14 protein-coding genes are annotated in these 13,909 nt (G+C 62.6%); all 14 read right to left on the minus strand.

Features of this window, described 5'->3' with window-relative positions:
• Positions 1-20 precede the first annotated feature (20 nt).
• On the minus strand, positions 21-1,247 hold the full coding sequence (locus U6037_RS02050) for a beta-ketoacyl-ACP synthase (RefSeq protein WP_322845628.1): 1,227 nt from the start codon (positions 1,245-1,247) through the stop codon (positions 21-23).
• Positions 1,247-1,975: a 3-oxoacyl-ACP reductase FabG gene (fabG, locus tag U6037_RS02055; protein ID WP_322845629.1), complete on the minus strand. Its 729-nt coding sequence runs from the start codon at positions 1,973-1,975 to the stop codon at positions 1,247-1,249. Before fabG ends, U6037_RS02050 begins: the two co-directional genes overlap by 1 nt.
• The gene (locus U6037_RS02060; protein ID WP_322845630.1) at positions 1,968-2,432 is read right to left on the minus strand and encodes a hotdog family protein; all 465 of its coding nucleotides are present in this window, start codon (positions 2,430-2,432) and stop codon (positions 1,968-1,970) included. The genes fabG and U6037_RS02060 overlap by 8 nt, the downstream gene beginning before the upstream one ends.
• Positions 2,429-3,625: a beta-ketoacyl-[acyl-carrier-protein] synthase family protein gene (locus tag U6037_RS02065; RefSeq protein WP_322845631.1), complete on the minus strand. Its 1,197-nt coding sequence runs from the start codon at positions 3,623-3,625 to the stop codon at positions 2,429-2,431. Before U6037_RS02065 ends, U6037_RS02060 begins: the two co-directional genes overlap by 4 nt.
• Entirely contained in the window at positions 3,622-4,077 is a 456-nt protein-coding gene (locus U6037_RS02070; RefSeq protein WP_416221697.1) for a hypothetical protein, read from the minus strand. Before U6037_RS02070 ends, U6037_RS02065 begins: the two co-directional genes overlap by 4 nt.
• 140 nt (positions 4,078-4,217) lie before the next feature.
• Complete coding sequence (locus U6037_RS02075; RefSeq protein WP_322845633.1) at positions 4,218-4,943, minus strand: class I SAM-dependent methyltransferase; 726 nt, start codon at positions 4,941-4,943, stop codon at positions 4,218-4,220.
• A complete protein-coding gene (locus tag U6037_RS02080) occupies positions 4,940-6,187 on the minus strand; it encodes an NAD(P)/FAD-dependent oxidoreductase (protein WP_322845634.1) in 1,248 nt (415 codons plus the stop codon). Before U6037_RS02080 ends, U6037_RS02075 begins: the two co-directional genes overlap by 4 nt.
• Positions 6,174-7,337 carry a sodium:proton antiporter gene (locus U6037_RS02085; RefSeq protein ID WP_322845635.1) on the minus strand — a complete coding sequence of 388 codons (1,164 nt, stop codon included), beginning with the start codon at positions 7,335-7,337 and terminating at the stop codon, positions 6,174-6,176. The genes U6037_RS02080 and U6037_RS02085 overlap by 14 nt, the downstream gene beginning before the upstream one ends.
• The gene (locus tag U6037_RS02090) at positions 7,334-9,673 is read right to left on the minus strand and encodes an MMPL family transporter (protein WP_322845636.1); all 2,340 of its coding nucleotides are present in this window, start codon (positions 9,671-9,673) and stop codon (positions 7,334-7,336) included. Before U6037_RS02090 ends, U6037_RS02085 begins: the two co-directional genes overlap by 4 nt.
• Positions 9,657-10,259 carry an outer membrane lipoprotein carrier protein LolA gene (locus tag U6037_RS02095; RefSeq protein WP_322845637.1) on the minus strand — a complete coding sequence of 201 codons (603 nt, stop codon included), beginning with the start codon at positions 10,257-10,259 and terminating at the stop codon, positions 9,657-9,659. The genes U6037_RS02090 and U6037_RS02095 overlap by 17 nt, the downstream gene beginning before the upstream one ends.
• The gene (locus tag U6037_RS02100; protein WP_322845638.1) at positions 10,256-10,681 is read right to left on the minus strand and encodes an acyl-CoA thioesterase; all 426 of its coding nucleotides are present in this window, start codon (positions 10,679-10,681) and stop codon (positions 10,256-10,258) included. Before U6037_RS02100 ends, U6037_RS02095 begins: the two co-directional genes overlap by 4 nt.
• Positions 10,674-12,218 carry an HAL/PAL/TAL family ammonia-lyase gene (locus tag U6037_RS02105; protein WP_180698671.1) on the minus strand — a complete coding sequence of 515 codons (1,545 nt, stop codon included), beginning with the start codon at positions 12,216-12,218 and terminating at the stop codon, positions 10,674-10,676. The genes U6037_RS02100 and U6037_RS02105 overlap by 8 nt, the downstream gene beginning before the upstream one ends.
• The gene (locus U6037_RS02110) at positions 12,199-13,146 is read right to left on the minus strand and encodes a glycosyl transferase (protein ID WP_322845639.1); all 948 of its coding nucleotides are present in this window, start codon (positions 13,144-13,146) and stop codon (positions 12,199-12,201) included. The genes U6037_RS02105 and U6037_RS02110 overlap by 20 nt, the downstream gene beginning before the upstream one ends.
• The gene (locus U6037_RS02115) at positions 13,143-13,877 is read right to left on the minus strand and encodes a glycosyltransferase family 2 protein (protein ID WP_322845640.1); all 735 of its coding nucleotides are present in this window, start codon (positions 13,875-13,877) and stop codon (positions 13,143-13,145) included. The genes U6037_RS02110 and U6037_RS02115 overlap by 4 nt, the downstream gene beginning before the upstream one ends.
• Between the last annotated feature and the right edge of the window lie 32 nt (positions 13,878-13,909).

Consider the following 13,909-nt stretch of genomic DNA (forward strand, 5'->3'; position numbering starts at 1 on the left):
TCACTCCAAACGTGTAGCGGTCAGTGCCAGCGGCGGAAAATCAACGAGGTGTTGACGCCACCAAAAGCGAAATTGTTGTTCATCACGTAGTCGTGATGCATCTGGCGGAATTCACCGCGCAGGTAATCGAGTTTGCCGCAGTGCGGATCGACCTCGTCGAGGTTGAACGTGTGCACGTACAGGTCGCGGTTCATCATCTCGATGCTGAACCACGACTCCAGCGCGCCGCAGGCGCCGAGGGTATGGCCGAGGAAACTCTTCTGCGAGCTGATCGGCATGCGTTCGCCAAACAAACTGCTGGTTGCCAGTGTTTCGGCAATGTCGCCCTGTTCTGTAGCGGTGCCGTGGCCATTTACATAACCGATGGCCTCCGGCGTCAGGCCGGCGTCTTCCAGCGCCAGTTCCATGGCACGGCGCATGGTCACTTGTTCCGGGCGTGTGGTGTGCTGGCCGTCGGCGTTGCTGCCGAAACCGACGATCTCGGCGTGGATGTGTGCGCCGCGAGCGAGGGCGTGTTCCAGCTCCTCAAGCACCAACATGCCGCCACCTTCACCGATCACCAGGCCATCGCGGCCCTTGTCGTACGGGCGTGGACTGGTCTGTGGCGCCTCGTTTTTCAGGCTGGTGGCGTAGAGCGCGTCGAAGACCATGGCTTCGGTCGGGCACAGTTCTTCGGCGCCGCCGGCGAGCATCAGGGGCAGGCGCCCGAACTTGATCGCCTCGTAGGCGTAACCGATGCCCTGGCTGCCGCTGGTGCAGGCGCTGGACGTCGGGATCAGTCGCCCGGTCAGGCCAAAGAAGATGCTGATGTTGGCGGCGGTGGTGTGCGGCATCATCCGCACGTAGGAGTTGGCGTTGAGGCCTTCGGCCACCGAGTTGAGCAGCATGTTGCCGAACGCTTTGATCTCGTCGGTGCTGCCGGTGGACGAGCCGCAGGCCACACCCATGCGCCCGTCCTTGATCGAAGGATCACCGAGCAGTCCAGCGTCGGTGAGTGCCTGTTCTGCCGCGCCCACCGCGAGACGCGACACCCGACCCATGCTGCGCAATTGCTTGCGGGTCCAGTGCGCGGGCACTGCAAAGTCATCGATCGGCCCGGCCAGGCGCGTATTGAGTTCGCTGAAACGATCCCACTCGTCCATCCGGCGGATGCCGCTGCGATTGGCCGCAAAGTTGCTGGCGATGGTTTCCCAGTCGCTGCCCAGCGAAGTGATGCCGGCCATGCCGGTGACGACGACGCGCTTCATCAGCACAGGCCTCCGTTGACCGCCAGGACCTGGCGGGTGATGTACGAGGCTTCCGCCGACATCAGGAAATTCACCGCACTGGCGACCTCTTCCGGGGTGCCCATGCGTTGTGCGGGGATCATTTTCATCAGTTCTTCCACCGGCACGTTTTCATCGAGCATCGCCGTGTCGATCAGGCCCGGGGCAACACAGTTAACCGTGATTTTGCGCTTGCCCAGCTCGATCGCCAACGCCTTTGCAGCGCCGATCACGCCGGCCTTGGAGGCGCTGTAGTTGACTTGGCCTCGGTTGCCGATCAGCCCCGACACCGAGGTGATACAGACAATGCGACCCGCGGCACGGCGGCGGATCATCGGCATCATCACCGGGTGCAGAACGTTGTAGAAGCCGTCGAGGTTGGTGCGTAACACCACGTCCCAATCGTCGTCGCTCAGCGCCGGAAAGGCACCGTCGCGGGTCAGCCCGGCGTTCAGCACTACGCCGTAATAGGCGCCGTGGCTTTCAACGTCTGCTTCAAGAATGGTTTTGCAGGTTTCCCGGTCGGCAACATCGAATTGCAGAACGCGTGCCTTGCGCCCCAAGACTTCGATTTCCGCCTGAACGCCTTGCGCTTCGGTCACGCCGCTGCGGCAATGCAGGACGATGTCATGCCCGGCCTGCGCGAGGCGCAAGGCAATGGCGCGGCCGATGCCTCGGCTGGAGCCGGTGACCAGTACGGATTCAGTCATCGTTCGACTCCTGTGTCTGTTGCAGATATTGAGTGGCTTCGGGCGGGCGGAACACGTTCAGCCGTGCGCTGGCATGGATGCCGGCTCCGTGGATATGACATTCGAACACGCCCATGCCGTTGTCGTCTTCCAGCGAGCGCAGACCATGAATGGTCAGATCGCTACCGGCGGCAAACGCTTCGACGTTGCACTCGAACTTGCGTGTGCCGAGCAGAAAGCCCAGCTCAACCGGATTACCTTTCTGCCGCGCGTGGCAACCGGCAAACGCGGCAACACTTTGCGCCATCAGCTCAATGCCGACCCACGCCGGCAGGCTGCCGTCGGGCAGATTGAACAGGCCATCTGGCTTGACCGTAAGGCGGGTGAAAATCTGCTCCTCGTCAAAGCTGAGGATGCTGTCGATCAGAATCATGTCGCCGGCATGGGGCAGCAGTTCGGCGAGCGGCCAGTCAGTCATGGGGCGTCTCCGATAATCAGGCTGACGTTGTTGCCGCCGAAGGCAAACGAGTTGCTCATCAGGTAGCGGGGTGCAATGGACGTCAGGCGCTCGCTTGCGGTCACCCATTTGAGTGGCGGCAGCGCGGGATCGGCCTGACCGTCCCAGACGTGTGGCGGCAAGGCGTGGTCGGGGTTGTCGGCGCTCAGGCTCAACCAGCAGAACGCGGCTTCCAGTGCACCGGCTGCGCCGAGGGTGTGGCCAGTCAACGGTTTGGTCGACGAGCAGGCCACGCTTGCGGGGAACAGTTCGGCGACCGCCAGACTTTCCATGGCGTCGTTGTGCTGGGTGGCGGTGCCGTGCAGGTTCAGGTAGTTGATCTGTGTCGCTTGCAGGTGCGCGCGGTTCAAGGCTTTCTGCATCGCTTGCAGGGCGCCGCGCCCCGTCGGCTCAGGGGCGGAAATGTGATGCGCGTCGGAACTGGCGCCGGCGCCGAGCAGGGCAATGGCCGGGCCTTCGCCCTGTTGTTTGCTCATCATGAACAGCACCGCCGCTTCGCCGATGTTGATACCGCTGCGGTTGGCCGAGAACGGATTGCAGCGTTCGTCGGACATTGCTTCCAGTGACGAGAAACCGTTGAGGGTCAGTTTGCACAGGCTGTCGACGCCACCGCACAGCACCGCGTCGCACAGGCCCAGATCGAGCAAACGCTGAGCGCTCATCAGCGCCCGAGCGCTGGAGGTGCACGCCGTGGAGATCACATACGCCGGGCCGCTCAGTTGCAGCCAGTCGGCGAGGAAATTGGCCGGGGCGCCGAGTTCCTGCTGGCGGTAATCGTACTCCGCCGGAAACTGTTGCTCGCGGATGTAGTGCGCCAGACCACGGCTGGCCTCGTCGATGCCCGAAGTGCTGGTGCCAAGCACCACGCCGATGCGCTCGCGGCCAAAGGTCCGGATGGCTTGATCGATGTCATCGCGAATCTGCAACGCCGCCTCCAGCAACAGCTGGTTATTGCGGCTGCGCTGATCGGCGAGTTCGGGCGGGATCGGCGCCAGTTCGCCTTGGACGGCGGCGACGGGCAACTCACGCTCCGGCACCCAGCCGGATTCGCGGCGCATGCCCGAGCAGTCGCCGGCAAACAGGTTGCGTGCGACTTCGGACTTGTCGCGGCCCAGCGCACAGATCACGCCGAGGGCATTCAGGTAAGCGGTCATGGCGTCGGTTCACCCAGCGGAGAAACGCGGTAGTGCGGGCCTTGAGGCAGGTTCAATTCGAAGCTCAACGGTTGTGCATAACGAATGTCCCACCGCGCCGGCAGAGTGCGTTGCTGACCCTGTTGTTGCGCGGCGGGGTAATTGCGCAGCAGCTCACCGGACGGGGTCAGGGCGAACAACAGCGCAGCAAACAATTCCCGTGCTTCCGGGTTCGGCGGCAGCAGACCATCGGCTTGCCAGTGCCCGTCGATCAATTGCTGGCGCGCCTGAGGGATGCCCAGCGGATCCATCATCGACCAGCGGATGCCCGGGCCTTCGCGCTGGATCACCAGCAGCCAGTCCTGACGTTGTTCGGCTTGCTGGCGTTCGATGTGCAGTTGCAGCGGCAATGGCAAAGTCGGGTTGCCCGCCGGGAGCGGCGCCTGGCTGGCGCAGGCACTCAACAGAAGCATCACGCCGACCACGAAAAGTCGCCACACCGCGGACACTGTAGGAGTGAGCCTGCTCGCGATAGCGGTCGGACATTCAAAATACAGGTTGGCTGACCCACCGCTATCGCGAGCAGGCTCACTCCTACAAGGATTTGTGTACATCAGGAAACCTCTGCCAGAGGCTTGCGCGCAACGACATTCACCAACGTCTCTTCGCGCTGCCCGAACGGCTTGGGTTTGAGTAAGCCAAACCGCTCCAGCAAACCAAAATCCTTCGACCGGCTCCACCACAGATACGGGTAGGACACATTGCGTTCGCCAAACTCGAAACCCTGGCCACGAATCATCTGCAGATACTGCGCCGCACTCTTCTGCACATGCATTGGATGGCGGAACAGCCAGCGAATCACCCACGTATCAATGTAAGCCTCGGTGGACTCGGCGAACAGCAGATAACCGCCGGGCTTGAGTACGCGATAAAACTCGGCCAGCGCCTTTTCCTGCTCGACCAGATGATGAAAAGTCTGGTGACAGAACAACAGATCAACGCTGGCGTCCGCCACATTGAGCGTCGCGCAATCACTGCCGATCAGTTCCACGTCGAGGCCCAGACGCGCCGCTTCTGCGCCGCTCAATTCAAGGCTGTGCGGATCGGCATCAACGCCGATCAAACGCTGTGGCGCAAAGGTCTGGCGCAGATGGCCGAATGACTTGCCCTGTCCGCAACCGGCGTCCAGCAGCACCGGACTTTCCGGCAGAGCGTCACTGAACAGTCCGTGCAGGTCATTGATCGCCACGCGCAAGACATGGTGCTGCCAGGTGTGGCTGCGCAGGAACCAGAAACCGAAACGGGTTTCCTCGACGTAGCTGTCGCTCAAGTAGTTCATGTGGCGTCCTTTGCACAGAGTTCGGAAATCATCTTCAAACGGCGGCGCGCTTCGCTGACGAACGGGTTGCGTTCGTCCCAGGCGTAACCGGCGAGGATCGAGCAGATCATCCGGCGGATGTCGGCCTGGCTGTCTTCATAGAAAATCACGTCCTGAAAGGTCCCGGCGTACCAGCCCTCGACGTAGCAGCGGAAGGTGTCGACGCCGCGCTTGAGTGGGTCGGCGAATTCGCTTTGCCAGTTGACGGTTTCGCCCTGCAACTGACGGTGCAGCACGGCGGCGGCCATGCTCGCCGAACGCATGGCGATGGTCACGCCGGAGGAGAACACCGGGTCAAGAAATTCTGCCGCGTTGCCGAGCAAGGCAAAGCCTGGGCCGTGCAGGGTTTTCACATTGGCGGCGTAACCGCCGAGCGTGCGCGCCGGGGTGTCCCACACAGCATTGTCGAGTACGCCGGCAAGGCTCGGGGTTTCGGCGATGAAACCGCGCAGGCAGGCATCCAGATCGCTGTCGCGGCCGTTGAAATGTTCTTGCGCTGCGACCACACCCACCGAGCAGCGGCCGTTGCTGAACGGGATCGTCCAGAACCAGATATCGCGATGTTCCGGATGGGTGGTGACAAGGATCTTTTCGCGGTCGAACGCCGGGTTGTCAATGTGATCTTCGACGTGGGTGAACACCGCCTGACGCACCGGGAAATTCGACGGTGCTTCCAGGTCCAGCAGTCGCGACAGCACGCGGCCGTAGCCGCTGGCATCCAACACGAAATCCGCTTCAATGCGGTATTCGCTACCGTCTTCGCGGCGCACGTCGAGGCGCGGTTTTGTTCGGTCGAAATCGACGCTGACGATGGCATCGCCGTAGCGGATTTCAACGCCTTGCAATGCCGCTTGATCGGCCAGCAGTTTGTCGAAGTCGGCGCGTTGCACCTGGAACGTGGTCGGCTTGCCATCGGTGAAGGTGTCGCTGAAATCGAAGGCGCTGTAACGCTCGCCCCAGGCGAATGCAGCGCCGGTCTTGCGCTGGAAGCCGGCGGCGTTGACGGCGTCGAGCATGCCAGCCTCTTCGACGAAATCCAGGCAATGGCTGAGCAGGCTTTCACCGATGGAAAAGCGCGGAAAATGCTGACGCTCGATCACCAGCACATCGTGGCCCTTGCGCTTGAGCAGCGCGGCGGCGATGGCGCCGGACGGGCCGGCGCCGATGATCACGACCTGACGGGATTCCATTTCAACGATTGGCACGCGAGCTCCGGGGCAAAGAATGTTGCAGATTCAAAGGTGCGCGATGCAGGCCGATCAGGGCCGGTAACAGCGTCGCGATCAGGCCCATCAACATCAGCGCGAAGTACAGTGCCGGGGTGATGAGTTGTTGTTGCAAGAGCAGATTGAGAAAGACGATTTCGCTGAGGCCACGAATGTTCAGCAGCACGCTTTCACGCCAGCGGCTGGCGCCTTCGAACGAGGCGCCGGCCCAGCCGAGGCCGAGCCAGTTGCCGAGCAGTTTACTGGCAATCGGCAACAGCAGCAGCGCCGCCCATTGCAGCGCGCCGAGGCTGGCGAGGGCGCTGTGCACGTCGATCTGCACGATGCCGAACGTGAGGATCAGCGGAATCGCCAGCCACGTCTGCAAACGGCTCATCCAGCGCGCCGGCAGCGGCAGCACCAGCGGCACTTTCAATACAGCCATGCACAGCAGGTAGCCGATGCCGAAAATCAGCGCGTTGAGTTTGTAGTGCTCGGCCATTACCAGCAGCGCAAAGAAACCGAGGCTGTAGGTCAGCGGGCGGCGCACACGCAACAGATTTAATAGCAACGGCACACAGGCGAGAACCAGCGGCAGCAGCAGACTGCTCAGATGCAGACTGCCCTGGGCGAGGCCGAATAACGTCCAGCAGGTCAGGTCAATGAGGATCGCGGTCTGCACCAGGCGGCGAGTGGCGGCCGGCGGATAATCGATGTGGCGCAGATACAGGTACAGCACCGGGATCGCGGTAATCGCGAAGACCAGACCCACGGCCAGCGAGTTGAGCCACGGTTGCGCCGGCAGTAGCCAATACGCGGCGGCAAGGCCACAGGCGAACGGCACGACAAAACTCGGCACGGCGATTTTCACACTCTGCCGATCGAGTTTCAGATCGATCACGTCACTGAGAATGTGCCCGAGCAGCAGGGCAAAACTCAGGCTATAGAGGTTTTTCAGCCAGTCTGGCGCGATCAGTTCGGCACCGCTGAGCTGCCAGCCCGGTTCGATCCAGAAATACATCAGCAGCGGCAGGCCGAAGCTTGCCAGCAGCAATTGGCTGACAATCGGGATCAGGCCAAAGCGGCGGCCGACGCGGGTGGCCACGGCAAACAACGCCAGCGCCATGAGCCAGAAGGCGACGACCATCACGCTGCCGGCTCCGCGACTGTGGCGGCATGCTCGTGGCGCCCGGCCCACGGTGCGAGCATGAAGCTGAAGGCCAGACCGAGGCTCACCGACAGGCCGAAGTTGCTCACCGCCGGTGTGCTGGACACTGCCAGCAACCCAAACGACAACCACGTCGTCACAGCCGCGAGCAAGGTGCCGAGCAGACTCACCGCCGCACCGCCAACCTGTTCACGCATGAGAATCGCGTAATCGACGCTGATCGCCGTCACCAACAGCAGGCCGAACAGGCTGAACAGCGTCAGCGGTTGACCGAGCCAGCCCAGACTGGCGAGGCTGCACAGCGCGGCGAGCAACGGCAGGGCGACGATGCGCAGCGCACCGCCGAGACCGAACGGCAACATCAGCACCAGCACGATCAACGCGCAGGAAGCGAGTTTCAGTTCAGCGGCGCTGATCTGCGTCGCGGCGAAAACCTCGTTCAATTCACCGAGACGATCGACCAGCATCACCCCCGGCAAATCCAGCGCTTGTACGCGCAGCAGCGCCGGGTTGTTCAGGCCTTGCAGACTGGTCATTGCCGCCACGCCGTCTTCGGTGGGGCCGAGCCAGAGCGTGCGATACGGCTCGCCGAGCGGGCCGGCCAATGCCGCGTCGATGTCTTCGGCGGGCACGGTCTGTAGTTGTTGCAGCTCACTTTGCAACGCGGCGAGCGGCACGCCGAGGTCGAGCAGTGGCTGCCAGTATTGCGGCAGTTTGTTCAGCGCCTGGCGCACTTGCTCTTGCTGGTTCGGCGGGCTGACCAGTTGATCGAGGGCCAGATAGCCTTGTAGCTTGTCGAGGTTGACCAGTTGCTGCAGACGTTCGCTCAGCGCGGCCTGACGCTCGAGCAATTGCTGCTGGTTTTCAGCACGAACGAGGAAAAACTGGCTGGTCGGCTGATAGCCGGTGATGCGCGCGATGGCCTGCGCTTCGTCGGTCAGATGTTGCGGTGCGCCGACCCATTGGCGGATGTCATTCTTGCTTTGCAGCTGCACCAGACCGCCCACGCAGAACGCGATCAGCAGCGCCAGCAACACCGGTGTGCGCACGCGCTCAAGAAGTTTCTCGCGCAGGTTGACCATGCGCTCGGCCAGATGCAGCGGCCATTGTGCGGGGCGCAGTTCGACATTTTTCAGCAACGCCGGCAATAGGCACACCGCCGACAAATACGCGCCGAGCAACCCGGCGGCGGAGAACACCGCGATTTGCGTCAGAGCCGGAAACGGCGTCCACGCCAGCGCCAGATAACCGATGGCGCTGGTGATCAGACTCAGCGTCAGCCCCGACAAGGTCAGGCGCAACGCCGGCCAACTGCGCCACGGCTTCAGGCTCCAGCTCTTCGACAGATAGTGCAGCGGATAATCCACCGCCACGCCGATCAGACTGGAACCGAGCACCAGCGTCATCACATGCATGTGACCGAATAACGCCACACACGCCACCGCACCGAACAACATGCCAACCAGCACCGGCACGAACGCCAGCAACACGCGCCAGCGGCGAAACGCCAACAGCAGCAACAGCAGAATGCCGACGGTGGCACCGCCGCCGACCCAGGTCATTTCGCGAGTGGCTTGTTGCTGACCGTTGGCCGCGTACAGCAAACCGCTGGCAGCCAGTAGTTGCACGTCGGATTTCGCGGCCTGCTCGCGGCTGTGTTGCAGCAGTGCGGCAACTTGCAGCGGCAAGTTCATGTCGAACGCATTGCCGGTGGTGCGCGCCCGCAGCAGCACCCAGCTCTTGCCGTCGGCATCGGCAATCAGCGCGCCGCTGCCGATGTCCAGTTGTACCGAACCGTGTTGCGGCTGGCTGTTCTGGATGCGCCCGGTCAGGCCCAGCCAGTCATCCTGGCTCGGCACCAGACTGAAACCGCTGAAAGGGTCGAACAGGGCTTGTACGCGTTGCTGAATAAACGCGTCGGGGTGTTCGATCAGCAGTTGCCGGTCATCCGCCGAGAGCATCGCCAGCCGCCCTTGCAGCAGTTGCGTGCGCAGGGCCGGTAGATCCGCTTGCAGGTTCCACTGCACTTTCTCGAACAACCCGCTGGCCTGCCATTGCTCGCCCAGCGTCTGCGCCATAGTCACCGCTTGCTGGCGATCGGCATGGCCGACCAGCACCAGCATTTCGCGATTGAGCGGCTCTTGCATGCGTTGTTCGGCGCGCAGTTCGAGGGCGTCAGGGTGGGTGCCGGGTACCAGCTCCATCAAATTCGCCGACAGCGGCGCACCGTCGCGCCACTGCCAGCCGGCCAGCGCGACGACGGCCAGCAGGAGGATCAGAAATAGCCAGGGCAGCCTGCGTTCACTCGGCAAAGTCATGTTGCTCCGCGTCGCTCAACGGTTGCCCGGTGCTGCTGTTCTGCATGCGCAGCACGGTGCTGTCGCCCTGGGTTTCCAGCAGTTCGATGGTTTGCACCAGCGCGCCACCGTCGATATTGATCTGGTTGAACACTTGCTTGAGCAGCAGCGAGCGCGGGGTCAGGGTGAGTTTCCACTGTTGTGCATCGCCGCTCAGGGCCAGTTCGAAATCCCGTTGCAGGCCACTGCTGTCACCTTGTAAAACGGCAAGGAACAAGCGGTTCTGCTCGGCGCCGGCGCTCTTGTTTGGCAGCAGTTGCCAGCCGTTGTCGTCACGCCGGGCGATGCCTTTGGCGCTGATGCGGTAGTCCTGCTGCAGCGGGGTTTTCAGCAGCCAGAGCAGGCCGTGGTTTTTCGCCAGGACGAAATTGCCCTTGCTGAGCAGCGGCTGCGGCAGGGCGCGCAGGTGTTTTTCCTGGACGAACTGACCGTGGATCACGTCCGGTTTCGCCAGTTGTGCGCTGAGCTGTTGCAGGTCGAAGGCGTTGGCCAGCGCTGACATCGTCAGCAGCGCCAATACGCTCAGGCTTTTAACCAAAACATTCATCGCAGCATCCTTTCCACGGCATCGGTGAAGACCTTCGGCGAAGCCAGTTGCATCTCGCGGCTGCTGACTTCAACGGCGACCTGCACCGAGCTGGCGCGGGTCAGGCGTTCACCGCTGTGCAGGTCGGAGATCAGGTAATTGATCTTCAGCCGGTTTTCCCACTCGACCAGACTGGCGCGTACATTCAGGCGCTGACCAAACACCGCGCCGCGCACATAGCGCAGTTGCAGGTCGATGATCGGCCAGGCGAAGCCGGACTCGGCCATCTGCGTGTAGTTGTGGCCGATCATGTCCAGCAGCGCACAACGGGCGACTTCGAGGTATTTGACGTAATGGCCGTGCCAGACGACGTGCATGGTGTCGATGTCGAAGAACGGCACGAGGATCTCGGTGTCGGCGTGAAGCACTCCGGCGCTACGCATGCAGCCTCCAGTGTTGCGCGGCGATGCGTTGCAGGCACAGGCGCAATTCGCCTTCCAGTGCGCGGTCTTCGATGACCGGCGGGAAATCCTTGGCCAACTCTGCGTGCATCGCTGCCAGCGACGGCGGCAGCGGTCGGGCGTCTTCGGCCTGGGCGCGCAGCCACACGCCTTGGTTGGCGGCGAGCAGGGTCGCGGCGGCGACCTGTTCGGTCAGCTCCAGCACACGGATCGCATCGCGGGCGGCGATGGTGCCCATGCTGACTTTGTCCTGGTTGTGGCATTCGGTGGAGCGCGAGAACACGCTGGCCGGCATGGTGTTTTTCAACGCTTCGGCGGTCCAGGCGCTGGTGCCGATCTGCACGGCTTTAAAGCCATGGTTGATCATCGCGCGATCCGCCGGCGCGCCGGAGAGATTGCTCGGCAGACCGTGGTTGTAACGCTCGTCGACCAACAAGGCGAGTTGCCGATCCAGCAGGTCAGCAACGTTGGCCACCAGGTTTTTCAGGCTGTCCATGGCGAACGCAATATGCCCGCCGTAGAAGTGCCCGCCGTGCAAAACGCGCTCGGCTTCGGCGTCGATGATCGGGTTGTCGTTAGCGCTGTTCAGCTCGGTTTCGATGAACGAACGCAGCCAGTTCAGGCTGTCGGCCAGCACGCCGAGCACGTGCGGGGCGCAGCGCAGCGAGTAGCGATCCTGCAAGCGATGCAGCGGGGCGGTCGGCGCATCAATCGCCAGATCCTTGCGCAGCCACGCGGCAACCTGCATTTGCCCCGGGTGCGGTTTGGCGGCGAACAGGCGTTCGTCGAAGTGCTCCGGGTTACCTTGCAGCGCCACCACGTTGAGCGCGGTGATGCGTGTGGCCAGTTGCAGCAGGTAATCAGCGCGAGCGAAAGCGAGGCAGGCGAGGCCGGTCATCACCGCGGTGCCGTTCATCAGTGCCAGCGCTTCTTTCGGGCGCAGCACCAGCGGTGTCCAGCCGAGTTCGCGGTGCACATCGGCAGACTGACGGCGTTCGCCACGAAACATCACTTCACGCTCGCCGGACAAGGTCGCGGCAACGTAAGACAGCGGCGTCAGATCGCCGCTGGCGCCGACCGAACCTTCTTCAGGAATCAGCGGCAGGATGTCGTATTCGAGAAATGCGTGCAGACGCTCGAGCAATTCCACACGCACCCCGGACACGCCGTGGCACAACGACTGCAAACGCGCTGCCAGCACCGCGCGAGTGGCTTGCGCGTCGAGCAGTTTGCCGAGGCCGCAACCGTGGAAGGTGTAGAGGTGACGCGGCAACGCTTCGACGTGATGCAGCGGCACCGCGACCACGCAGGAATCGCCGTAACCGGTGGTGACGCCGTAGATCACGCCTTCCTTGTCCAGCAGCGAATCGAGAAACCGCGCGCCTTTGGCAATGCGCTCGCGATAGTCGGCGTCGCTCTGCAACTGCACGGGCGCCTGACGGTTGGCCAGGGCCAGCACGTCTTCGATGCGCAAAGGGCGTTCGCCGAAGGTTACCGGCTCATGGGTTGGCGTCGTCATCGGTCTTCCAGAAAGGGTAAAAGTTGAACCATTGTTGCGGCGCTTCGAGGCAATAGTGACTCAGGCGCTGCGCATAGCGGGTGGCCCACTGATGAATGACCTGCTCGCGCTCGCTGCGCTTCCACAGCACGGCGTCGGCGAAGGGTTCGAGGGTCAGGCGATAGTGGCCGTCCGGTTGCTTGAGGCATATCAACAGATTGACCGGGCATTTGAGCAAACCGGCGAGCAACCACGGGCCTTGCGGGAATGGCGCCGGGTGGCCGAGAAAGTCCACGGTGACACTGCGCCCGCCGTGCAGCGGCACGCGATCGCCGGCAATCGCCAGCCACTCGCCGCGCTCCAGGCGTTCGTGCAGTTGCAGCATGATCACCGGGTCCAGTTCGCTGACCTGAATCAGGCGCAGATTGGTCGCCCCGGCTTCACCGAGCAGGCGATTGAATTGCTCGGCGTGTTTGGTGTGCACCAGCACGTTCATGGTGACCTTTTCACCGATCTCCGCCAGTGCACGGCAGACTTCCAGATTGCCCAAGTGCGCGCCGACCAGCAGTTGCCCGCGACTGCCACGCAACTGATTGCGCAGCAGCGCCGGGTCGATGATTTCGATCTGCTCGATGCGAATCTTGCCGTTCCATACATCGAGCTTGTCGAGCATGGAGTCGGCGAAGGCCATGAACTGGCCGAACACCCGCCAATGCGTCGGGCGCAAATCCTCGCGCTGATTCCAGTCGGCCAAGCGCTGCTGGTATTGCCAGGCACTGCGCCGTGCGGTGCGACCGAACAGGAAAAAATACAGCACGATGCCGTACAGCAACGGGCTGAGCAGGCGCCGGCCCAACACCTTGGCGGCGAACGCGGTGAATTTCATCAGCAGGAAACTGCCGCGCTCTTCGCGGTCGGCCCAGTGCTTCTTGTCGACTTCGTCAGTCATGCTCGCCACCGTCGCCAAAGGATCAGTGGAAAGCGCAGCAACATGCCGAAGAACAGCCGCGTGTGCATGCTCGAAATCAGCGCGTTGTCGTGGAACAGGCGGAAGTGTGACACGCCGTCCAGCGGGTAGTGCACGCTGGTTTGCAGCCAGCGCATCGGCTGATTGCGCCACGACAGGCGCACGAGAATGTCCGAGTCGAAATCCATGCGTTTGCCGACTTTCGCCGAGTCGATCACCGCCAGCGTCGGCGCCAGTGGATAGACGCGGAAACCGCACATCGAATCGCGGATCTGTAGCGACAGCGTGTTGATCCAGACCATCACGTGGGTCAGATAGCGCGCGTACAAACGGCCTTTCGGCACACTCTCATCGAACAGCGGATAACCGCAGATCATCGCTTCAGGATGGGCGCGGGATTCCTCGACGAAACGGGCGACATCGTGCAAGTCGTGCTGACCGTCGGCATCGACCTGCAGTGCATGGCTGAAACCCAGCAGCGCGGACTCGCGCAAACCGGTCATCACTGCACCGCCCTTACCCTGATTGGCGGTGAGACGCACCAGATGCACGTTGTCGCGCTCGGCCAATGCGTCGAGAACCCTGGCGCAGGATGGCGTGCTGGCGTCGTCCACCAGAATGCACGGCAGGCCTTGGGCGAGCAGGGCGTCGACCACGGTGCCGATCGCGGTTTCGTGGTTATAAACCGGGATCACTGCACAAGGATTATGCATAACGACGATCCCTGTAGGAGCGAGCCTGCTCG

The sequence above is a fragment of the Pseudomonas sp. B33.4 genome (genome assembly GCF_034555375.1).
In the GTDB taxonomy this organism is placed as follows: Bacteria; Pseudomonadota; Gammaproteobacteria; order Pseudomonadales; family Pseudomonadaceae; genus Aquipseudomonas.